The following is a 22062-nucleotide window of genomic DNA, read 5'->3' on the forward strand; positions in this document are numbered from 1 at the left end:
CAAGATGAAACCAAACATTGCCATTATCGGTGCCGGCCTGGCCGGCTTGACCCTGGCCCGCGAGCTGGCCGAACACGCACACATCACCCTGTTCGAAAAGGCCCGTGGCCTGGGCGGACGCATGTCGACCCGCCGTAACGACACCCACCAGTGGGATCATGGTGCCCAGTTTTTTACCGCGCGCACCCCCGCGTTTCAGGCCATGCTGGCGCCCTTTATCGACAACGGCACCGTGGCCGAGTGGCAGCCCAACATCACCACTCTGAGCCCGAACAAGGCACCGTTCAAGCGCCCCTGGTTCGAACCTCACTATGTGGCCACCCCGGCCATGAACCGACTGCTCAAGGACATGGCCGAAGGGCTGGATGTTCGCCTGCAAACCCGAGCGGCGGCCCTGGTGCAACAGCAGGAACAATGGCAACTGCTGGATGAAAATGAACAGCTACTGGGAGAATATGACTGGGTGATAAGCTCGGCCCCCCTGCCCCAGACTCAGGAACTGCTGCCCGCCGAATTACTGGGCAACCGCCTGGATGCTTACCAGATGCTGCCCTGTTATGCCCTGTTGCTGGCGGTGGACGATGCCGCGCTGCCGGTGTGGGATGCGGCCAGCGTCAACGACTCGCCGGTTCGCTGGGTTGCCTTCAACCACCGGCTGCCGGGTCGCAATCATCAGGCCGGTGCCGTGGTGGTACACACCACACCGGAATGGTCCACCACCCACCTGGAAGACGATCAGGAACAGGTAAAGCAGCAGTTGATCGACACCTTCTGTACCTTGACCGGGGTCAGTGCCGACGCCATTACCCAGGCCCAGCTTCACCGCTGGCGTTATGCACTCAGTGCCGAAGTAGAAGCGCCGGAGGCCGGTTTTGTGCTTAACCCACACCACCGACTAGCCGCCTGCGGTGACTGGTGCCTGGGGGGCCGGGTAGAAGCGGCTTTTACCAGCGCCAGACAACTGGCCGAGGCGCTGCAACGCCAGCTGTAACCGTTCGACTAACGCAACAAGATGACAACATGATGACGTGGTGACGCTGATGTCGTTGACATACGAAGGTCCATATATATGATGTGCCCATCATTCAGGATTCAGATTCCGTCATGACTCGTGTGCTTTTTGTCTGCCACAGCAACGCCGTCTGCTCTCCTATTGCCGAGGCGCTGCTGAAACATTTTGCCGCCGACCGCTATCAGGTAATGAGCGCCGGCATTCAGCCAACCGAGATCGAGCCCAGGGCCCTGGACGCCTTGCAACGTCTCGGTGTTGGTACCGAGGGGCTGTTCAGCAAGGGGCTGGATGCCGTTGAAGAGCAGTATTTCGACATCGTGATCAGCCTGTGCGAACAGGCTGAACAGGTTGCCAGAACCATACCCGCCAGCCAGTTGATGGCCTGGCACTTCGACGGCGCCTGTTGCGACTCTCCCCAACTGGCGGCCAAGGTGGTGCACGAAATCTTCGAGCGCATCAAGCTGCTGGTACTGGTACAGGACCGCCAGGTCAAATCGCTGTGGTAACCGACAGCCACCCGCTCGGCCTGTTCAAGGCCCTGTCAGACGACACCCGGCTGCAGCTGATGCTGCTGATCATGGCCGAGCAGGAAATGTGTGTCTGCGAAATGACCCATGCCCTGAATGAGAGCCAGCCCAAAATATCCCGCCACCTGGCCTTGTTGCGCCAACACGAACTGCTGCTCGACCGCCGAGAGGGCCAGTGGGTCTATTACCGGCTGTCTACTACTCTGGATGCCGGCGTGCAGGCGATTCTGCAACATACCCTGCGTCATTATCGCCACTATATTCGGTCCGCTCAGGAACGACTGACCACCATGGGCAATCGCCCCGAGCGCCAGCGACTGTGCTGTTGAAGCTAGCGCTAGTCCTCGGGCAACGAGCTACGAATGTGTGCCAGCAAAGCCGTCACTTTTTTAGGCTGGCGACCAAAAGAATAAAGCAGCCCTACCGGCCTGGAGGCCAGCTGCCAGTCGGGCAGAACGCTCTGCAATCGTCCCGGGTGCGCCTGCTGATAACCTTCGGCAAAACGCACCGGTAACATTCCGATGCCCACGCCGCGGGTAATGGCATCCAGCTGCAGCGTCTGATTGTCGACCATAAACCGTGATGGCGGAGGTTGAAAACTGTATTCGCCTTCGGTCGCATTACGCAGTACCACACCTTCACCTGCCTCGCATAGCCAGTCTACCCAGTCATGAGCCAGCAAGTCCTCGGGATGCTCGGGGGCTTCCTGCCGGGACAGATAGTCCGGGCTGGCATAGAGCCCGCAGGGCCAGTGACAAAGCACCTCGTGGCGCAGCCCGCACTCCGGATCTCGCCCCTGCCACAGCCAGATTTCTCCCTGACCCTCGCCAGGAGCGGGAGGCCGGGTTTCGGTATGAAAGCGAATACGCAGTCCCGGATAAGCATCGAGAAAACTTTCCAGCGCACGGGGAAACCAGCCCCGCGCACAACTGTTGTGTGCCCGAACCACCAGTTCGCCGCTCACCTCTTCCCGCAGATCATCCATTGCCTGCCGGCTCTGCTCGGCCAGCCGCAGTATCTGTCTGCCATAGCGCTCAAGCAGCAGCCCGGCTTCGGTTGCCTGCAACCGGTTCCCCTGACGATGCAATAACGGCTGGCCCAGCCGGGCCTCCAACTGGCTCAACCGCCGGCTCAGGGTCGATTTGGGCAAGCCCAGACAACGTGCAGCCCCGGTCAGACTGCCACAGCGTAGGACGGTGGCAAAGCCTTCCAGCTCCAGTAAATCCTGCATCAAGACACCATGAAACGGAATAGTAAGTGGGATATATATAAATGATAATAACAATCACAACTAAAAATCTTTATTTTATATACCAAGGGAAGCGAGATAGTTCCCAAATTCGGACATCAACATGGCTCCTTGATAAATAATGAATTTCCATTTAACGGTTGAAACAGCCTTGCTGACTCATCAACTGCGAAAAAAACAAGTAATAATGATTATCATTAATTTATAAAATCCAATTGCAGGGACATGTCGTTGCAAAAAACGGAACAGCTTGAAGAAAGAAAAACGGGGTTTTGATACAGATAAAAACACGTCAGCTACGCGATGTAGAGCAACCGGTCATGGCTCCCGCACGGGAGCCATGAAAGCAGCGATAACATTTTTGCTTACTGCCTTGCCAGCGCCTGCTTCAGCCCCCTGCTCTGGGCATTCAGCCAGGCGACGAGATCCCCCTGAGCCGGGCGGGCAAGCGGGTTAAGTTGCCAGACTCGGCCCTGCCCCTTGTCGGCACTGAGCAGCAAATCCGCCTCGTCGGCATGCACCAGTGGTAGCGCCAGTCCCATGGCCAACGGCATCAGTCGCTCATCGTCCGTGGCCAGGGTACCGATATCGGCGTTCAGCAGCAGCTCGTCGATATCGATGGCATACTGCTGAATGTGCCGCTGCAATGACCGCCGGTTGTCCTCTATCCGTTCGGCCTGATCCGGCCACAACCGACTCACATCCCGGGCCGCCACATTGGTCATCAGCAGCAGGTTGTTGAAGTCGAGCCAGAAGTAACCGGGCGTATCCAGATCCGGTCTCAGTGTGACCTGGGCTCCGCCCGGTGCCAACTCCCGAGCCACATCCACCGGCACCACCCGAATATCGGCCTTGCGCAGCAACGGATACAGGCCGAGATCCGGCCATACCGACTCAATGGTCAGCAACCCAGCCGCCGATGGCAGCTTGCCGGCATCGGCCTTGCTCAGCCAGCCGGGAATGCGGTTTACCGGCAGTCGCCGGGGCGGCAGATACACGGCTTCGATGCCGGTGTCTTGCAACAGTGACAGGCCGAGCGCATGCAGCACGGGCACGGCACTGACCAGCCTGACGGCAGCGGATGTCGGCTGCCGCTCAAGCGTCTGGCCGTCGGCCTGAGCGACCGGTGGCAGACACAACAGCAGCAGGATAAAGAGTCGTTTCATTCCATTTTTCTCCAGCGGCGCACTCCCAGTGCCAGCACAAAGCCGGCGGAGGCGATAATGACGATGGCCGCACCAGAGGGTATCGGCAGGGTCCCGGCCATCGGCAGCAGAATACCGAACAGACAGCTCAGGGTAGAAAACAGCACCGACAGCCAGAAGAACTGGCGTCCGTTACGGCTGATCATGCGGGCAGTAGTGGCGGGAATAAGCAGCAGCGCGCCAACCAGAATGGCCCCCACTACCTTCACCGAAGCCACCGTGACCAGAGTGATCAGCATAATGAACAGGTAGTCGTACAACCGCACCTTTATACCCCGGGTGCGTGCCAGTTCCGGCGACAAACTGGCCAGCAGCGCCCGGTTGGCCCCTCTTGCCAGCAGCACCAGCGCCAGCACGGTAATGATCGCCAGTATCAGAATATCGATGTCTTTCACCGTCAGAATGGAGCCGAACAACACATTTTCCAGAATGTGTACATTCACCCGCTTGGCCACATACAGCAGCAGTGCGGCGCCCAGCGCGATGGCGAAAGAGAGAAACACCCCGACCAGGGCGTCATAGGGCACCTGGGTGCGGCTCTTTACCCAATGCAGCAAGAGGGCAAAAATAATGCAGAAGCAGAACAGTCCCACCAGTGGCTGCGTGGCCGGTTCACCCAACAGAATGCCGATGGCCACACCGGTGAGCGCACCGTGCCCCACCGCCTCGGAGAAAAAGGCCAGTCGCTTGACCACCACCAGCGGCCCCAGCGCCCCCAGCAGCGGCCCTATCAGCAGCGCCGCCACCAGGGCGTTGGTGAGAAAGGCATACTGAAACATCTCGGGCAGCCAGCCATCCTGATAGAGCGCAAACACGCCCTGACGCAAGATTTCCATCAGGCACAGGCCTCCAGTTTGGGTGGCGCGTATTCCTGCAGCAACTGGTCCGGCCGACCGTGAGCCTTGAGGCCGCCATCGATCAACCAGACTTCATCGGCAAAGCGACGCACCCAATTCATGTCGTGGTGGATCACCAGCAGGGTGGTGCCGGCGCCTTTCAAGCGGGCGATTTCGCCGTTGATCAGCGACTCGGCATCATGATCCAGTCCGGTCATCGGTTCATCCAGAAACCAGAGGCTGCTTTCCCGCTCCAACGCCTGTGCAAACAGCAGACGCTGACGCTCGCCACCCGACAGCTGGCCCAGCCGCAGCTGCAGCTTGTCTTCCAGCCCGACCCGCGCCAGCAACTGTACAATGCGCGCTCGGCAACGCCGGCGACTGATACCGAACAAGGGCCGCCGGCTCAGGGTCGAGAGCATGAACTCTTCGATGGTAATCGGCAGTGACGGCTCAAACTGGGCCTGCTGGGGCACATAGGCCACGGGGCCGGGTCGCTCCGGCCAGTGGCGCACTATGTTTCCCTGATGCGGCAACAGTCCCAGCAGGCATTTCATCAGTGACGACTTGCCGGCGCCGTTGGGCCCGATAATGGCATGCAGTCGCCCGCCGTCCATGTTGGCCGACAGCGGTGCCAGTATGTCGATCCGGTTCAGGCTCAGCGCCAGCCGGTTCAGGGCGATGCCGGGTCCCATCAGGCTGCTCCGCTGGCAAAACGCAACGCCTGTACCAGCGTCTGCAGGTTGTGTTCCATCTCGCGACTGACCAGTTGCGGGTCATAGTCGCCAAAGGTCATGTGCGAAAAATGATAAATGCGAATGCCGGTGGCCTGCTCTATGGTCTCGACGTAGCGGTTGGCCATGTCCAGCTCGGTGAACAGCACATGAATGTTGGCATCCCTGATGCGCTCTATGGTCTTTTGCAGCTGACTGGCGCTGGGCTCAACCCCGTGGGCCGGCTCAATCACCGTATCGATACCGATGCCGAATTCCTGCAATAGATATCCGTAGGCGTTGTGGGTGCTGGCAATACGGATACCGGACAAGTCCAGCTCCAGCAGCTGGCGCCGATAGCGGTTCTTGAGTGCTCTCAGCTCCCGGCCATAGGCCAGCGCATTGGCCTGAAAATAATCGGCGTTGTCCGGATCCAGCTTGCCCAGCTCGCGGGCTATGGTATACAGCTGTCGAATGGCGGCATCGATCGAGACAAAGGTATGCGGGTTGTAGTTGTTGTCGCCATGGCCGCTGGTCAACAACGGCAGATCCTGATTGGCCGGGATCAGGGTGAGATTGGGCAGCTCGAGTCCCTGCAGGGCATGCATGGCAAACTCGTCATGGCCGATGCCGTTCAGCACCAGCGCATCCATTTCCAGCAGCCGCTGCAGATCGGACGGCTGCAGTTCATAGCTGTGCGGGTTGAAACCGCTTTCAATCAGCGGCAGCACTTCGCCCCTGTCGCCCAGCACCTTGCTGACATAGCTGTAGTAAGGATGCAGGGTAATACCCACCACCAGCGGTTTGGCCGAGGCATTAAAGGCCAACAGCAGGCCGGTACAGAGCAGTAGCCAGTTTTTCATCGGGATTTATCCATTCGTGTCCAGTGAGCCAGGTCGTGACAGTGGTGCGGCGGTTTGCCGTCGGGGTGATAAAACAGCCCTCCTTCCGGCGCCAGCCAGAGCGCAAAAGCCGCCCCGGTGGTGGGCTCGGTGGTGGCATAACAGGTCATCTCCGGCTGTTGCCAGCGCAACCCGGCGCGGTCGAAAGGCGGCACACCGGCAGCGGTCAGCTGTGCCGGTGTGGGCCAGGGCTTTCCATCGGGAGTCATGAAGCGGATCTCCTCGCCGGCGATGGCCAGTTCGGTCAGCAGCCGACTGTCTTGTGTATTAAGGCCGGTGTGAGGCGGGGCCGCCGGTGCGGCCTGCTGGCGCCAGACCATGCCGAAGACGCCGGTCAGCAACACCAGCACCAGAGTCAGCATGACCCAGCGGGTTTCTTCCCGGCCGTTGTCGGGCAATACCCGTTCACAGCATTCAGAGCTCGACATAATCGAATTCCGCCGGTTGCTCATGGCCGACGTCGAACTGAATGTAGAACTCCAGCTCGCTCCAGGGGAAGCGCACTTCGGAGCGGGCGTCGGCCTTGGCCCGGCCGATTTCCTCATCGTCGTAGCTGTACATCACCACCTCGGCGCCGCTGGCCAGGGTGCCGTCGCTGTAGCCGACCCGGCAGTCCACACTCTCGCCGTCACGACTGCAGTCCATCACCGGGTAATGCGCCAACGCCGGGGCTGACAGTCCCAGCCCCGCACACAGCAGCAGAGCTCGCAACATGGGTTTTCTCCTTATTCGGGCATGGCTTCAAAGGTAAGCAGGTAGCTGACCCTGGCCTGATCGGCCAGCGGGCTGTCGATGGGCCGGCTCAGGCTGGTGCTCAGCAGATGTGGTCCGCCCTTTGCGGGGGTAAAGTACACTTCACCGTTTTCGTCGGTCACCAGCTCGGTCTGCTGGCGGGAGTCACGATATGCGGTGCCACTGGGAACGACCTCTACCTTGAGATCCGCCACCGGTTTACCGTCGAAGGTGAAACGAAACGCGGCTTCTTCTCCGGCAACGATGTCACTGGGATGAGTCAGGGCATCCAGCTCGAAGCCTTTGCCGGTCGCGGTCAGCACCTCGCGGGTGGGTGCCTGCTTGGTCACGTAAAAGGCGCTGATGCGCTGCGTGGCGTAGGTGGTCACCTCACGGGCAGCCGCAGGCAGTTGCTCCTGCACTTCGCTCTTGCTGCCGAAGATGCGCCGCTGAGTGTTGCGCTTGCCCACCACATAGTGGGTGACATAGCGCTCGGGGGTACGCAGCTCCACCTTGTAGGTGCCGCTGCCGGTCAGCTCCAGATCGAACACGCTGCGGCGGTGCCCCTTGAAGTAGGCACCAAGGCGTCCGGGTTCGTTGGCCGGGTTGTAAATGGTGACGTCATCGAGTCCTACGGGCTTGTCGAAGCTGAACACGCCATGGGAGGCGGTGGCATCCACGGTGATCCACTTGGCGTCTTCGGTAGACAGGCTGAATTCGCTGGGCAACATCCACAACGGATGGGCAACGGCGTTACCGGCCAGCATGGCCAGCCCGGCAAGAGAGGAAGTCCAGATTTTCACGTTATGGTGCTCCTGTGCTGATAATAATGTCGCCCAGCTCTTCGGTGGGCTTGAGGTGATAGCGGGCGGCCTCGGCCCCCAGCTGAATACGCTGACGAACCAGACTGCGGTTGCCGTGCTCGCGAGACGCTTCCACATTAATGATGTATGTGCCCGGCGCCACCGGCTGTCCGCTCTGATCGGTACCATCCCAGCTCAGCTGATATTGGCCCGGTTTGCGGGTGGCAGAGGTCACCGCATCCAGCTCGCCGCCGTCATAACGGCCGGCCTTGCGCCACCAGCGACGCATGTCTTTCAGCCAGTCGTCTTCCTTACTCCACACCGCCAGGGTGTTAACGGACTTTTGTTGGGCGTCCTCCACCCACACCGCCACATAGGGACGGTATTGGGTACCGCCGGGCAGCGTGAGGGTGATGTCGACTTCCTGGGCTTGCGCCTGGGTGCAACCCAGCAGCAACAATGCCAGCAATGATTTTTTCATCCGTGCTTCTCCTGCACTTAAAACACCATCCAGACATAGATACCGGCCATCAGCACGGCTCCCAGTCCGGTTAACGACAGCATGCGACTCCGTCGGCGCCGCATGGGCAGTACCAGCCAGAAGCCGGTCAGGGTAAACAGCAGCATCACGACCGCCGAAGCATCGATAAACCAGCTCCATCCCGTGCCGCTATTACGCCCCATATGCAAATCGTTGAGCGCCGCCATCCAGCCGTAATGCTGCTCTTCGATCAGCACCGTTTCATCTTCCAGACTAACCTCCACCAGGCTGTAGCCCCCCGGACGCTTGATATCAATCAGCAGCAGCGCCTCGTCAGCAGACCAGTCGAAACGCACTTCTCCACCGGCCAGCTGTTGTTCTTGCTGCAACCACTGCCAGACCTGGGCGGCGGCGAGTAGCGAGTCCTGCTGCCACAGTGCTGTGCTGACGAGTGGCTCGGGCAACGTCAGCGCCAGGCTCTTTTCCGGTGTTGGTGCCGGCAACCACTGCCGGTTATTCAGCGTCAGCCCGGTCAGGGTGAAAAACAGCATGATGGCCAGCATCAGCATCGAGCTGTAGGTATGCACCGGGCGCACCCAGCGCGGCACCGGCCCGGGCCGAGAAGATTTGATCGACATAAAACAGGACAGCTCCGTACCGCTGGCAAGATAAAAACGCCAAGATAGTGATGAAAATGATAATCGTTGTCAACTGCATTTAGGTGTCTGTATCTTGTTCTTCATCCCGATCGCAATGCGGCTGGAAATCGAAAAAAGCACCAAAAAATAGACTAAGAGACTGATTAATAATGTTTTTTTGGATTTGTTTTTCATGGAATCTGCTGCTTCCCGCCTTCCGGATCGGCATTCCGACCCACTGTTCCACTTTATGGAACAGTGGGTTCCATAAACTTCACTCCCGATTTGATACAGATAGCCTTAGAATACCGCCGCTTATGACAATAGGTATCATTTGTCTTTATGTTACTAACCTGTATCCCTACTCGGAGAGTTGAAATGTCCCTGCCCAAGACCACCTACCTTGCCAGCGCCATATCCATGGTCTTGTTGAATGCCACTCTGGTGGCTCCCGTACAGTCACAAACGCATGAGCTTGATACCGTGGTAGTCAGTGCCGCCGGTTTTGAGCAAGACATGAAAGATGCACCGGCCAGCATTACGGTGGTGACGCGAAAGCAGCTGGAAAGCAAGCGGGTATCCAGTATCGCCGAGGCGCTGAAGGATGTTGAAGGCGTTGATGTGGGCGGTCAGGTTGGTAAAACAGGCGGCATGAATATCAGCATGCGTGGCATGCCCAGTACCTACACCCTGATTCTGATCGATGGCCGTCGTCAAAATACCGCGGGTAACGTTACTCCTAACGGCTTTGGCGACACCGCCACCAGTTTCATTCCACCGGTGTCGGCCATCGAGCGCATCGAGGTCATCCGTGGCCCCATGTCTACCCTGTACGGTTCGGACGCCATGGGCGGAGTCATCAACATCATTACCCGCAAGGTAGGCCAGGAGTGGAACGGCTCCCTGACTCTGGAAACCACTTTGCAGCAAGATGATGAATTTGGTAACAGCAATGCCACCAGCCTGTATGCGAGCGGCCCCTTGATTGAAGACCGGCTCGGCCTGCAGGTGCGCGGCAAGCTGTTTAGCCGCAACGCCTCCGACCTCACCTTCAAGGACACCAACGGCGATACAATGGAAGTCAGCAAGCGAGGTCCAAGCCCGGTTGAAGGCGAAAACTATAATATCGGTTCTCGACTTACCTTGACCCCGAATGATGACCACGAACTCTGGCTGGATGGAGAGATAAGCCGCCAGCGTTACAACAATGACGAGGCCCAGCTGGGCACCCTCGATATTCCTGGCGGCACGGCGCGGGGTTATTCCGATGAACTGCGCTTTGAACGGGAACAAATAGCCCTCGGTCACAAGGGGCACTTCAACATCGGTACCCTGGAATCCAGCCTGATGCAGAACTCCACCGAAACGCTGGGCCGTACCATCCCCGGCAACCAGGCGGGACAGTCTTTTCCCGGCTTTCCCGACATGATTGTCGGCAACGCCCGCGAACTGAACACCACCAACTGGGTGCTGGACAGCAAACTGGTCTCGGAACTGGGTGACAGCCATATAGTGACCCTGGGCGGTCAGTATTGGGATGCAGAAATGACCGACGGACTGGCCGGCGAAACCTTCGAACAAACCACCTGGGCATTGTTCACCGAAGACGAGTGGATGTTACGAGACGACCTGTTTCTCACCCTGGGCGCACGCTACGACCGGCATGATGCCTTCGGCGGTCATGTCAGCCCGCGGGCCTATCTGGTGTGGAACACGACCGATAACTGGACCTTAAAGGGCGGCATCAGCCGTGGCTATAAAACCCCCGAGCTCAACCAGCTGCATGACGGCATCAACGGTATTACCGGCCAGGGAACCGTGATCACCATCGGTAACCCCGATCTGCAGCCAGAGACCAGTACCAGCACCGAAATTGCAGCCCACTACGACAACCTGGCCGGCTTTACCGCAGGAGTGACCCTGTTTTATAACCAGTTTGAAGACAAACTCGCCGACGGGCCGGATACTGTCGTGAGCGGCCATTCCAGCATTCCCGATGGCATCTACGCCCAGACCGTCAATATCGATGAAGCCATCACCCAAGGGGTGGAGCTGGCTGCCCGGCTGCCCTTGGCCACCGACTGGAACCTGAAAACCAGCTATACCTTTACCGACAGCGAACAAAAGAGCGGTAGCGAGCAGGGGCAACCGCTTACCGACACGCCAAAACACATGCTCAATGCCACCCTTGGCTGGCAGGCAACAGAACAGTTCAATGCCTGGTTGTCCGGCGAATACCGCAGCGAACGTTTTCGGGCCCGTGAACGCTCGCGGGGGGAAGCTTCTTTTGATGATTTAGGCGACTTCAAGGCATATACCTTGTTCAACCTCGGCGGCAGCTATCAGGTATCGGACAAGGTTGCGCTCAACGCCACTATCTATAACCTGTTCGACAAGGACTTTATCGATTACCGCCCCTTCGATAACGGCAGCAGCTACGGTAATACCTACGCCAATATAGAAGAAGGTCGTCGGCTCTGGTTATCAACCAACATCAGTTTCTGATTATTATCTTTTCCGGCGGCCTGCTCAGGCCGCCTTTTGGTTTATGCGGAGGTATGCCGCCGCTCTCGCCGACCTTTCTTCCGCATCGCCGACCCCGTTAGCTGAAGGCCGGGTCAACAGTCTAAACGGCCAAGGTCGCTTTCAATTATGGTCGTTATGGTGAATAATTAAACGTCCTGAATGAAGCCTATCCGCGAGGTTCGATGAACATTCAATCTGCCTACTCTGCCGGTTTGCAAGGCTATCAGCGCGCCGCCGACAGCGTGACCGAAGCCTCGGTCAATATCAGCCGGCAAAATATCAACCAGCTGAACAATGCATCCCGGGTTAATCCGGAGGTCAATCCAGATCAGTTCGTGGATGCCAGCAAGCCGTCCGGCACCGACCATCTCGTTCAGCTACAGCAGGCCGAGCTTCATGCCCAGGCTAACGTCAACAGCATCAAGAGTGCCGATGAAATGCTCGGCACCCTGATCGATATTCGGGTGTAACATGCAGCTTGGTACTTCACTCCCCGAGTTTTCGGCCTTTGCCGCGCCGCCTCCCCTGCGCCAGGTTGAACAGGCTAACGACCGGCGCGCGCCCATTGCTCCCGCCGAAGCCACGGATAGCTTTACCTCATCGGATCGTCGGCAGCAGGATACCTCGCCCGAACTGTACGATCGCTTTGGCCGGGCCCGCAGTGATGACGCGGCACAAGCCGGTCAAGAGCCGAAAATGACGACTGGCGAGCAGCCCGCCAATGGCGAAACCCAGGCCTTGGCCGGGGAAGAAACGCAGGCCGAAGCCGACACCACCAAGGAAACGGCGGAAGAACAGGCCGAGAAAGCCGCCGCCGAACAAGACGATGAGGCGCTGTCGCCCGAGCAGGAAGAGCAATTACGCGCGCTGCAGCTGAGGGATCGGGAAGTACGGTTGCACGAGCAGCAGCACGCCGGAGTCGGTGGCCAGCATGCGGGCGCGCCCAGCTATGAATACGAAACCGGCCCGGATGGCAAACAATATGCCGTAGAGGGCGAGGTGCAGATAGACCTGTCCCCCGTCGCCGACGATCCGCGTGCCACCATCGACAAGATGCAACAGATAAAGGCGGCAGCACTGGCGCCCGCCGAGCCTTCGCAAGCCGACAAGAACGCCGCCGCCCGTGCCGATCAGTACATCCGCGAAGCTCAGGCCGAATTGCAGCAGCCATCATCAACAGAGGCCAAAGCCAATGCCGCCGGTCGCCATACCGAAGAGTCCAGCCACGCTCAGAGTGCCGACTCGGCATCGGCAACAACCTTGCCACCGGCGCAAGTCACGGCAACGGATACGATGGTGGTCAGAAATCAGGTGATTGCCGGCGTGTACGGCAAGGCCGCACAAGCCGAATCCCGCAGCCTGCTCAACCTGGCCTGAAGCTTGTTGAACTCCCCTTGATCGCTTTACCGCCTTCCCGCCTCGGGAGTGGCGGACAAACCGCCACCGTCATTTTATAATGAGCCTCGATTTATACGACGCGAGGCTCGGCGTGCACTCCCTGAAATACCTGACCGGTTACCCGGAATCCATTCAACGACAGGCTGGTGAGCTGATCGACAGCGGTCGGCTCGGAGCTTATCTTGAACGCAAGTATCCCTCCCGGCATGCCATTCAGAATGACAAGACGCTGTATGGCTATATCAATGAACTGAAAAAGCAGTATCTACGCAAAAGCCCGCCGCTCAGCCAGGTGCGCTACGACAGCAAGCTGAATGTACTCAAACAAGCCCTTGGCATGCACAGCTACCAATCACGGGTACAAGGCAGCAAGCTCAAGGCGCATAACAGCATCACGGTGGCCGCGCTGTTCAAGGAGGCACCGCCGGAGTTTCTGCGCATGATAGTGGTACATGAGCTGGCGCACTTTAAGGAAAAAGAGCACAACAAGGCGTTCTACCAACTATGCTGCCATATGGAACCTGACTATCACCAGCTGGAGCTGGATACCCGGCTGTGGTTGCAGTGGCGGGAGCAGCAGTGAGAACCTTAAGTTCTTCTGTTAAAAGATAAATCCATCATGGTTATGTGGAATATACGTATATCTCCCCACGCGGCTCACTCCTAGAATATGTATCAAGCATAACCTCGGGATTACCACCATGAAAAAATCGCTATTGCTGGCCAGCGCACTGGCCATGAATATGTTACCCGCCGTCGCCGACATGCCGCCTCAGGCGGCGGTATGTGTCAGCTGTCACCAGGCCAACGGGCTCGGCATGCCGAACCTCGCCCCCTCCATCGCCGGCATGCCGGCGCCCTATCTGGCGGCGCAGTTGCAGCATTTCAAAGCCGGTGAGCGTAATAACGCCATGATGCAGCCGATGGCCATGATGCTGGACGATGCCGGTATCAAGGCCACCAGCGAGTGGTTTGCCAGCCTGACGGTTGAGTTGCCCGAGGAGCCCGCTTTTCGTGGCCAGAAGTCACCTCAAGACATGACCGGCGGAGAGAAGCTGGCTTATCAGGGTGACTGGCAGCGTGATTTACCCAGCTGTGTGGCTTGCCACGGCCCGGAAGGCGTTGGCGTGGGTGACAGCTTTCCCCGTCTGGCCGGTCAGCATGCCGATTATATCGAGAGCCAGCTCAAGGCCTGGCAGGCCGGTACTCGCAGTGGCGACACCCACGGCCTGATGGGGTCGGTGGCCAGTAAACTGACGGCGGAAGAAATTACCGCCGTTGCCAGCTATTTCGCCGGCGTGGGAGCAAAATCATGATGAAACTCTCTTCTTCCCTGTTACTCGGCCTGTCGCTGGTATCCATCGGCTCGGCTCAGGCAGTCGGCTCTGCCCAGGCCGTCCACCCCGGCAAACTGGCCGTTCAGGATGAACTGCCGGTCGGCAAGGCCGCCAGCGAGCACCCGCTTCCTCCCGGCTGGGACAAGCTGCCGGCCGGTGAGTTTGGTGAAAAAATCATTCGCGGCTATCGGTATTTCGTCGATAGTCAGTCTCTGAGTCCCCGGTTCGTGGGCAACGGCCTCAACTGCATCAACTGTCATATGGATGCCGGTAAAAAAGAGAACGCCGCTCCTCTGTGGGCCGCCTATATGAGCTATCCGGCGTTCCGCAAGAAAAACAACAAGATCAACGACTATCAGGAACGGCTCCAGGGGTGCTTCATGTATTCCATGAACGGCACCCCGCCCGCACTCGGCGATCCGGCGCTGGTAGATTTGTCCGCCTACGCCTACTGGCTGGCGCAGGGCACCCTGACCGGTGAAAGCTTCGATCCGTCCGCCATGGTCATTCCGAGCGATGCGGACCTGCTCAAAGGCGGCAAACGCGACGATTTTCCCTTCATGCTGTCCTATCTCGACGCCGGTGGCAGCAAAGAGCCGGCGTTGCCCGATCGCGGTTATCCCAAGTTAGATGAACCGAAGCAGGCTCCGGATATCGCCCGCGGCAAGGCGGTCTATGAGCAGGAATGTTCTGTGTGCCACGGCGCCAATGGCGAAGGACAGCAGGTAAACGATCGTTATGTATTCCCGCCGCTGTGGGGTCCGCACACCTATAACTGGGGTGCCGGCATGCAGCGAGTCAATACCGCCGCCTACTTCATCAAGCGCAACATGCCGCTGGGCCAGCCCGGCAAACTGACCGATCAGCAGGCCTGGGACGTGGCCATGTATCTGGATACCCGGGAACGTCCACAGGACCCTCGTAATCACGGCGATCTGGAAAAGACCCGCGAGCAATACCACGGTGGCAACAGCTACTACGGCACCGAAGTGGAAAGACGGACACTGGGCGTAGAAAGTTATCCCAACCATCCGAACAAGCCCCGGTAATACGAGCAGCTAAATGGAAAGGGCCGACGGCCCTTTTCTTATTTGTTCACTATTCTTTTTAAGATTCATATCAAAACATAATAGGCATACCAAAATTCACCTGCACATCTGGTGCATCCTCGGTAAGACCTGCCTGCAAACTCATATTTATTGATGTTTTTTCGGTCATCGCCAGCGAGAAACCGGTCGTCAGGCTATCTATCTGTAGCATATCTCCAGACTTCCTGCCGTTTACCGTTGATTTAAACACGGTTCTGTGGTTGACACCTAGACTGAAAGAAAGACGATTATTGACGGCAAAACCCATCCCCATGCCCAGAAAGAAGCTATCACCTAAATCATACTTATCATTACCACTTTCACCATTACTGGAATCAATATCCACGCCTGCATCCGCTTCCATATTCCAGGTGTAACCAGCCGTACCAAACAACACTGCCGGATCAGTGGGGTAAATCATGGTCAGGCTGGGTTCAAGCGCCCAAGCACCGGATCCAGTTGGTGGGTCATCATAAACACGGGTAATGTTATTCAATTCTTTATCAAAAGGCGATTCGCCTGTATCTGATTTAACCCTTAAGCCACCAATCCAGAAAGGTGCCGATTCCAGATTGAACTGATAACGTATTGCCGCTTCAACATCGCCTAAACCACCACCATTAGAGGTAAAGGTTCTAGTTTCATCTCCACCATTTCCCCCAGTGGGCACTAATCTGGTGAATTTGTCATATCGGTAAACCCACGGCACTCTTAATTCCAGTTCAATACGATTGGTCAACCCGTAACGTGCCGCCAGCCCCCAGGTAAAGGTGGTCAAATCTGCATCTTCGGCTTCAATTATTCCTACAAGCAAAGTAGGCACCTGAGTAAAACCAAGGATAGAGATACGATCAGATGTATTTTGCGAATAACTGAATGATGGCTCTATTTCTAATTTTCCTTTCGGTGTCATCACCCCTTGGGTCTCGAGAGCCCGAGCAACGGCATCAACAACTTGTCTGTCTTGTGCCTGAGCTGTCACTGTTAGAGAAAGCAGCAAGCCGGCAGATAGTATCCTTTTTTTCATCTTTATCTCCTGATTCCATATCTTGCTATCAATCGATGCAACGATGCTCTGGAAATACAGAGCAGCTCCGCAGCTCTTCCTGGTCTACCCGACACCAGATTAAGCACCCTCTTTATAGCCAGTGATTCCGCTTCCTCCCTTGCCTGCTTCAGGCTCAAATTACTATATTCTTCAGGAGAAACACTATTTTTCAAGCCCATCATTTCCGAGTTTAGATAATCTTCCTCACAACAAGACACTCCGGCAGCCACTTTATTTATCAACTCAGTAACATTCCCAAGCCAATCATAGTCAATTATAGCCATTTCAGCATCACTGGAAAAACCTAAAATTCTCTTTCCCTGTTGCCTACTTAACTTATAAAGATAATGTTTTGCCAATAAAACCTTGTCATGCCCTCTACTTCTTAATGGTGGTATATTTATCCATTTATTCTTTAACAGCAGGTGAAAATCGGAAACAAATAACTCAGCGTCGGTTACTTCATCATAACTCAACTCACAACCGAAAATAACCTCGCTACTACTCGCCTCATTTTTTAAAAAGCTGAAGACTTTAAATTGAAGGGGTTGTGGCAACTCTTCGACATGACTGATATACAGACACACATGACCCCATTCAAACATTGATGCAAGGTTATCAAACATTGATATATAATCATTGCATTCGACAAGGATTTTATCCAGCTCTACAAATTTTAACCCTTTCAACTGCGCCCATCTTTCAGCAAGCAATCGCTTCCCCGTTGCCTCTTCGCCGGCAAGTGTTATATTACCACTTGCACAACCATGTATTTCTTGTAACACATGTTGAAAGCTATCATGGCGCCCTATAATCTCTCCTCGTTGAAATGACAGACTTAATTTACTTTTAAGCTTTGTCATTCCATACGCTCGCCCGATAGTAATGAATAATTTCTCTTCAGATATGGGAGTAGTGTGGTAGTCATAACAGTGAGCAGCCACAAAGAGCTGCCATTCTTTCTTTAAAAGCTGACGTTTTGAAAGTACAGCTATCCAGGATACTCCCTTATAACTATCCAACCAGCATTCAAGCTTACAATCCGGTTTCTCTGCACCATTGCAGTCAATAATTCCGATTGGTGCTTCTGTGTTATCAAGATACAAACCTGCTGCTTCCAAATTTTTATATCTTATCAAGGACCAGTCAGAGTACTGATTACCTAACACTCTTAAGCCAGAAGAATACTGAAGAACCAAGATCTCCCTTTCTGAGGTCATCTTGCACCGCCACCTTCATCATCCAATGATGCTTATAACTGTAGAACAGAATCGAGCATCGACAACAAAGACAACAATGAATAACCATAAGCATATGAAAAATATGAAAAAATAAAAACGACGAGTAGTATAATCTTCTCGTCGTTTTTACATGATGTTTTAACGTCAATACCCTGCCTGCCTTACGGCATCACGAACTCGGCTTGATATTCTCTGACTTTCTCTATATGTATTGATATTTACAGGCGTGACGACATCTATACGTAAATTAACATCAGTTCTGATAGAATTACCTGCGTTTTCCACTATGTAACCCAATTTACCATTTCCGAGCAAAGGTGTGATCTTCAAACCCTCGGCACCAGAGATATTGCTTATCACGGGAGGAAGAGGGCTATTTCTGTCCATATTGAACATATTGCTAAAAAAAACATGTTCACCATTAACCAAAGCCTCCATCTTTAGTCCTATTGAAAAATTTGCACCAGGTAAGAAAAAACCACCCCGTTGCTGCTCCAACACGCTTTCCGATAAGACTGGCGCATTATCAAGAGAGACGTCATAACTTTTCGAAAAGGCTATAGCAGGAAAAATGAGCACTGTGACTATCAGCCATTTCATAACACTACCTCACTCTCATTATAGAACAAGTTTCAGTAATCATACTCAGACGGCAACATCAAATCTGTTAAATGAGGTAGCCTCTGTATCAATGCCATTCTCGACGGTGCATTAGGTGCCGAATGCTCCCAATCTTCTCTTTGATTAAAGCTGGCCTTTGCAATTTCAGTCTTATCTCTGATAAAAAGAAAGATACCATTACTGCTTTTATCGAAGTCCTTTCCTTCCATTATATGTAATCCCATAGCAGGATCACCGACAAGCACCTTACTATCCTTCATACCTTTAACCACTACAAAGTGGTTATACCCATTGTAATTAACCAAAGCTATAGAGGGTATCCCCAAGTTTGCTATATCATCTCTTTTCAATCTATACCCGTCAGCCTTCACTCCTCGTCTGGCTAGAAAATTTTTCATATCCAGCATGGAAAAACCTTTTGTTTCTATTTTTTCTTCATCTCCAAATTTGAACATCTCCTCGAAAATAGCAGCCTCAGTGTACGGCATATTATAATGATGAGTAAGCAAAGAGGCCAAGGCTGCAGAGCCACAACTAAAATCATATTTCTGCTTAACAACCTCACCAAACTTGATTTCACCAAAACTCTTGACTGGTACCCTAAGGTGTCCCCCTCCAGCTCCTGGCAAGTTTAATGCAAAACTTACCACTGGAAAGAACAATAAAAGTAACAATGATTTTTTCATATCATTTAGCCGACATTATGTTAATGGATGTACTCATATTGGTAATGTTATTATTACCTGAAGACAGGTTGATCATAATAATACCATTGGAACCAGACAAGGCTCCGGCTGATACATTGTTAGCGCCTGTCAGCACAATAGCCCCAGACATATCATTCCCTGCGATGAGTCCTCCCTGCCCCGTTATATTATCTTGATCAACCAGATTAGCCATACCTCTGCTATCATCCAGCAGCGCATTGTCGGCAACTGGTAGCATATCCAAGTCTTGACCGGCAAAGACAGAAACACTAATAAAAGCCGATAACAATATTACCCTTTTCATATTCCCTCCTGGAAATAAGCCAGCCCGAAGGCTGGCATAAAAGGTTAGAACTGCATGCTAGCATTTACGTTAACACTCTGTTGCCCCATGGCACTTTGCCCAGAGATGGCTTGCTGAGTATTAATACCATGGGTTGCTGCAGCGTTACCCACGGTGTTATTACCAGACCTGATTTGAGAAACAGAGTAAACAGCCACATTGGCATTAGCCGTAGCTGTCTGATCCAAATCCTGGTCGGGCATCAAACCAGCCAAACCGAGGCCTGAGCCGGCACCAGCACCAGCACCGGCACCTTGGCCAACACCCAAACCATCGCCATCATTAGAGCCATGACCAAAGCTCAGGCCCAACCAGCTCAGTCCCAGTCCGTTGCCACCATCACCGCCTTCACCATTACCAAAACCGACACCAACACCCAAACCTAAGCCCAAGCCCAAGCCCGCGCCAAGGTTGGCACTTTTCTGTTTAGCATGTGCATAATTGTCATTATAAGCGTCGGCATAGGCAGATACATAAGATTTGGACTTGGTATCACCGGTATAACCCATTTGGTAAGTAGTATTGTATTGCTTGTTTATCTTGTACTCTTTGTTTATTTTATAAAAGGTTGTATAGTCCAGATCATACTTCCAGACATACTTGTCATAATCTATGACAACACTATCATCGTTTGCCTGGTTACCAGCCCCGTTATAATTGTGACTGCCGTCGTCATAATGCTTGTCACCGCCTTTTTTGTAATCGTGACCATAACCAGGTTTTTTGTAATCGTGACCATAACCAGGGTTACCATAGCCTTCTGCCGCTGCACCAAACGAAGCACCTACCGACAGAGCCACCAATACCGCCAATGTTTTCTTTTGCATAGACATAATAAATTCCCTCTTCTTTCATCTTTGTGCATTTAATTATTCCGCCATCCATATCATAAATCCTAGGCGGGTTCAGGGTTTCGTCTTAACCCTGAGTTAAATATTAGCCGAGGCAAACAGATGAGATGTATCAAAAATAAATTATGACAAACCACTTTGATATATATCTCATTTAAAAAACAAAAATAATGAATATCATGTCTCAAATTTAAGACGCAACACCAAAACTTAGAGGGGTGGATTCATAGGAAACTATTTAACTATAGAGACATTAAAAGGACAAAATTAAAATATTGATAAATATAACTTTTTCAACTTTCAGGGTACTTACGTTACATCATAAGGAATCAATCGAACCTTATACGGCTAGCGTAAGTTATCGAATTTTATGACTAATTTTAAATAAAGAAAGGCGAAATACTTTATCTTTTTTATACTCAGGATGACATAAAAAAAGGGCCAATTGGCCCTTTGTTGTTTGTTACTCAGCGTCATCCTGCTTGGCGAATACCTTTCTGCTCGGCTTCTACTGCTGGTTCACGCCCCAGGGATCGCATGTCGTATCCGCTGGGTGCCTGATGTACCCGCAAGCCAAACTCCTGCAACACCGCAAAGACATGATCGAAGATATCACTTTGAATACCCTCGTATTTAACCCAGCTGGTGGTGTTGGTAAAGGCGTAGATTTCCATCGGTATGCCGTTAGCCGTTGGTGCGAGCTGGCGCACCATCAGCGTCATCTGCTGATGGATGTCGGGGTGATGTTTCAGAAACACATCAAGGTAGGCACGAAAGGTACCCAGGTTGGTCAGCCGCCGGCCATTGACCTGTGACGACAGATCCAGTTGCTGCTCGCTGTTATAGCGACTGACTTCCTGTATCTTCTGCTCCAGATAAGGCGCCAGCAAATGCGCGCGTTGCAGACGGCGTACATCTTCTTCATCCAGAAAACGCACACTGCTGCTGTCTACAAGCAGGCTGCGCTTGATACGCCGTCCGCCCGACTCACTCATGCCACGCCAGTTCTTGAACGAGTCGGAGATCAACGCATAGGTAGGAATGGTGGTAATGGTGTTGTCCCAGTTTTGCACCTTGACCGTGGTCAGCCCAATGTCGATCACGGCGCCATCGGCGCCATATTTGGACATCTCCAGCCAGTCACCCACCGACAGCATGTCGTTGGCCGACAGCTGAATACCGGCCACCAGGCCCAGAATCGGGTCCTTGAACACCAGCATCAGTACCGCCGTCATGGCGCCCAGCCCACTGAGCAGGATCAGCGGTGACTTGCCGATCAGAGTGGAGATGATCAGCAGGCCGATAAAGATACTGGCGATCAGCTTCACGCTCTGAAAAATTCCCCGAAACGGAAAGTTCCGCATGGCCGGTTTCTGCTTGAATATGTCCAGCAGTGCATCGAGCAACGAAAACAACGACAGCAGACCATAGAGCAGAATCCACAGGTTGGTCATCGTCTGAATAACCGGTAAAAGTACCGAACTGCTGCTCAGCCAGAGTCCGGCCTGAATATAAATGATGATCCCCTGCAGGGTCAGCGCCAGCCGGTTGAACAGCTTGCGCTCAAAAAACGCCTGCCGCCAAACCTGGCGGGCAATTCTGGCCCGGCTGCCCACCCAGGTCAGTACAACCCGATGCAGAATGAAATGAATCGCTACCGATATAATACCAATCAACAACAGCACGGCCGCGGTATAGGCCAGCGCCGAGTATTCTGGAATATAGGCTTTAAGCCAGGGCATGATCAGCCCCTTCAGATCCTTTACCTCATCCATCCTGGTTTCCCGTTCACTAACAGTCAGGC

Annotated in this window: 26 protein-coding genes; 9 read left to right on the forward strand and 17 right to left on the reverse strand. The window is 54.2% G+C overall.

What is annotated here, in order from left to right; genetic code table 11:
- The first annotated feature begins 4 nt into the window (after positions 1-4).
- The 3 genes from ABD827_RS09425 to ABD827_RS09435 all read left to right on the forward strand — a co-directional run bounded on the left by ABD827_RS09425 (position 5) and on the right by ABD827_RS09435 (position 1868).
- Positions 5-991 carry an NAD(P)/FAD-dependent oxidoreductase gene (locus ABD827_RS09425; RefSeq protein WP_344964415.1) on the forward strand — a complete coding sequence of 329 codons (987 nt, stop codon included), beginning with the start codon at positions 5-7 and terminating at the stop codon, positions 989-991.
- Positions 992-1104: 113 nt separating this feature from the next.
- On the forward strand, positions 1105-1518 hold the full coding sequence (locus ABD827_RS09430; protein ID WP_344964417.1) for an arsenate reductase/protein-tyrosine-phosphatase family protein: 414 nt from the start codon (positions 1105-1107) through the stop codon (positions 1516-1518).
- Entirely contained in the window at positions 1512-1868 is a 357-nt protein-coding gene (locus ABD827_RS09435) for a metalloregulator ArsR/SmtB family transcription factor (RefSeq protein WP_344964419.1), read from the forward strand. Before ABD827_RS09430 ends, ABD827_RS09435 begins: the two co-directional genes overlap by 7 nt.
- An 8-nt stretch (positions 1869-1876) precedes the next feature.
- Here the strand turns inward: ABD827_RS09435 and ABD827_RS09440 are convergent, their stop codons facing one another.
- From ABD827_RS09440 to ABD827_RS09485, 10 genes are all read right to left on the reverse strand, one after another.
- Complete coding sequence (locus ABD827_RS09440) at positions 1877-2770, reverse strand: LysR family transcriptional regulator (protein WP_344964420.1); 894 nt, start codon at positions 2768-2770, stop codon at positions 1877-1879.
- Positions 2771-3153: 383 nt separating this feature from the next.
- On the reverse strand, positions 3154-3954 hold the full coding sequence (locus ABD827_RS09445; RefSeq protein WP_344964422.1) for a hypothetical protein: 801 nt from the start codon (positions 3952-3954) through the stop codon (positions 3154-3156).
- Positions 3951-4829 (reverse strand): metal ABC transporter permease, encoded by an 879-nt coding sequence (locus ABD827_RS09450; RefSeq protein ID WP_344964423.1) that lies wholly within the window; start codon positions 4827-4829, stop codon positions 3951-3953. Before ABD827_RS09450 ends, ABD827_RS09445 begins: the two co-directional genes overlap by 4 nt.
- The gene (locus ABD827_RS09455) at positions 4829-5524 is read right to left on the reverse strand and encodes a metal ABC transporter ATP-binding protein (protein ID WP_344964426.1); all 696 of its coding nucleotides are present in this window, start codon (positions 5522-5524) and stop codon (positions 4829-4831) included. Before ABD827_RS09455 ends, ABD827_RS09450 begins: the two co-directional genes overlap by 1 nt.
- Positions 5524-6405 (reverse strand): metal ABC transporter solute-binding protein, Zn/Mn family, encoded by an 882-nt coding sequence (locus tag ABD827_RS09460; RefSeq protein WP_344964427.1) that lies wholly within the window; start codon positions 6403-6405, stop codon positions 5524-5526. The genes ABD827_RS09455 and ABD827_RS09460 overlap by 1 nt, the downstream gene beginning before the upstream one ends.
- On the reverse strand, positions 6402-6872 hold the full coding sequence (locus ABD827_RS09465) for a DUF6162 family protein (protein WP_344964429.1): 471 nt from the start codon (positions 6870-6872) through the stop codon (positions 6402-6404). Before ABD827_RS09465 ends, ABD827_RS09460 begins: the two co-directional genes overlap by 4 nt.
- On the reverse strand, positions 6859-7158 hold the full coding sequence (locus ABD827_RS09470) for a hypothetical protein (RefSeq protein WP_344964430.1): 300 nt from the start codon (positions 7156-7158) through the stop codon (positions 6859-6861). The genes ABD827_RS09465 and ABD827_RS09470 overlap by 14 nt, the downstream gene beginning before the upstream one ends.
- A gap of 11 nt (positions 7159-7169) precedes the next feature.
- Positions 7170-7979 (reverse strand): DUF4198 domain-containing protein, encoded by an 810-nt coding sequence (locus tag ABD827_RS09475; protein ID WP_344964432.1) that lies wholly within the window; start codon positions 7977-7979, stop codon positions 7170-7172.
- Between the two features lies 1 nt (position 7980).
- Positions 7981-8460 carry a DUF2271 domain-containing protein gene (locus ABD827_RS09480; protein WP_344964434.1) on the reverse strand — a complete coding sequence of 160 codons (480 nt, stop codon included), beginning with the start codon at positions 8458-8460 and terminating at the stop codon, positions 7981-7983.
- A gap of 17 nt (positions 8461-8477) precedes the next feature.
- Complete coding sequence (locus tag ABD827_RS09485; protein WP_344964436.1) at positions 8478-9098, reverse strand: PepSY-associated TM helix domain-containing protein; 621 nt, start codon at positions 9096-9098, stop codon at positions 8478-8480.
- 378 nt (positions 9099-9476) lie between these two features.
- On the opposite strand from ABD827_RS09485, the gene ABD827_RS09490 reads away from it, so the two are divergent.
- From ABD827_RS09490 to ABD827_RS09515, 6 genes are all read left to right on the forward strand, one after another.
- Positions 9477-11603: a TonB-dependent receptor domain-containing protein gene (locus ABD827_RS09490; RefSeq protein WP_344964437.1), complete on the forward strand. Its 2127-nt coding sequence runs from the start codon at positions 9477-9479 to the stop codon at positions 11601-11603.
- Between the two features lie 203 nt (positions 11604-11806).
- Entirely contained in the window at positions 11807-12094 is a 288-nt protein-coding gene (locus tag ABD827_RS09495) for a flagellar biosynthesis protein FlgE (RefSeq protein ID WP_344964439.1), read from the forward strand.
- Position 12095: 1 nt separating this feature from the next.
- Positions 12096-13001, forward strand: coding sequence for a putative metalloprotease CJM1_0395 family protein (locus tag ABD827_RS09500; protein WP_344964441.1), 906 nt, complete (start codon positions 12096-12098; stop codon positions 12999-13001).
- 112 nt (positions 13002-13113) lie between these two features.
- On the forward strand, positions 13114-13605 hold the full coding sequence (locus tag ABD827_RS09505) for a M48 metallopeptidase family protein (protein WP_344964443.1): 492 nt from the start codon (positions 13114-13116) through the stop codon (positions 13603-13605).
- Positions 13606-13723: 118 nt separating this feature from the next.
- Positions 13724-14338: a c-type cytochrome gene (locus ABD827_RS09510; protein WP_344964445.1), complete on the forward strand. Its 615-nt coding sequence runs from the start codon at positions 13724-13726 to the stop codon at positions 14336-14338.
- Complete coding sequence (locus ABD827_RS09515; protein ID WP_344964447.1) at positions 14335-15408, forward strand: c-type cytochrome; 1074 nt, start codon at positions 14335-14337, stop codon at positions 15406-15408. Before ABD827_RS09510 ends, ABD827_RS09515 begins: the two co-directional genes overlap by 4 nt.
- Positions 15409-15478: 70 nt before the next feature.
- Here ABD827_RS09515 and ABD827_RS09520 read toward each other — a convergent pair whose 3' ends face one another.
- The 7 genes from ABD827_RS09520 to ABD827_RS09550 form a co-directional block, all read right to left on the reverse strand.
- Positions 15479-16474 carry a transporter gene (locus ABD827_RS09520; RefSeq protein WP_344964448.1) on the reverse strand — a complete coding sequence of 332 codons (996 nt, stop codon included), beginning with the start codon at positions 16472-16474 and terminating at the stop codon, positions 15479-15481.
- A 2-nt stretch (positions 16475-16476) separates the two neighbouring features.
- Entirely contained in the window at positions 16477-17715 is a 1239-nt protein-coding gene (locus ABD827_RS09525; protein WP_344964449.1) for a VpsR-related response regulator, read from the reverse strand.
- Between the two features lie 165 nt (positions 17716-17880).
- Positions 17881-18336 carry a hypothetical protein gene (locus ABD827_RS09530; RefSeq protein WP_344964450.1) on the reverse strand — a complete coding sequence of 152 codons (456 nt, stop codon included), beginning with the start codon at positions 18334-18336 and terminating at the stop codon, positions 17881-17883.
- A gap of 32 nt (positions 18337-18368) precedes the next feature.
- Positions 18369-19043, reverse strand: coding sequence for a C39 family peptidase (locus tag ABD827_RS09535; RefSeq protein WP_344964451.1), 675 nt, complete (start codon positions 19041-19043; stop codon positions 18369-18371).
- Between the two features lies 1 nt (position 19044).
- On the reverse strand, positions 19045-19368 hold the full coding sequence (locus ABD827_RS09540) for a hypothetical protein (protein ID WP_344964453.1): 324 nt from the start codon (positions 19366-19368) through the stop codon (positions 19045-19047).
- 44 nt (positions 19369-19412) lie between these two features.
- A complete protein-coding gene (locus tag ABD827_RS09545; RefSeq protein WP_344964455.1) occupies positions 19413-20240 on the reverse strand; it encodes a hypothetical protein in 828 nt (275 codons plus the stop codon).
- Positions 20241-20731: 491 nt separating this feature from the next.
- Positions 20732-22015, reverse strand: a complete 1284-nt coding sequence (locus ABD827_RS09550) for a mechanosensitive ion channel family protein (protein WP_425567982.1) — start codon at positions 22013-22015, stop codon at positions 20732-20734.
- Positions 22016-22062: the final 47 nt, after the last annotated feature.

This window comes from Oceanisphaera sediminis (assembly GCF_039539745.1).
Taxonomy (GTDB): Bacteria; Pseudomonadota; Gammaproteobacteria; order Enterobacterales; family Aeromonadaceae; genus Oceanimonas; species Oceanimonas sediminis.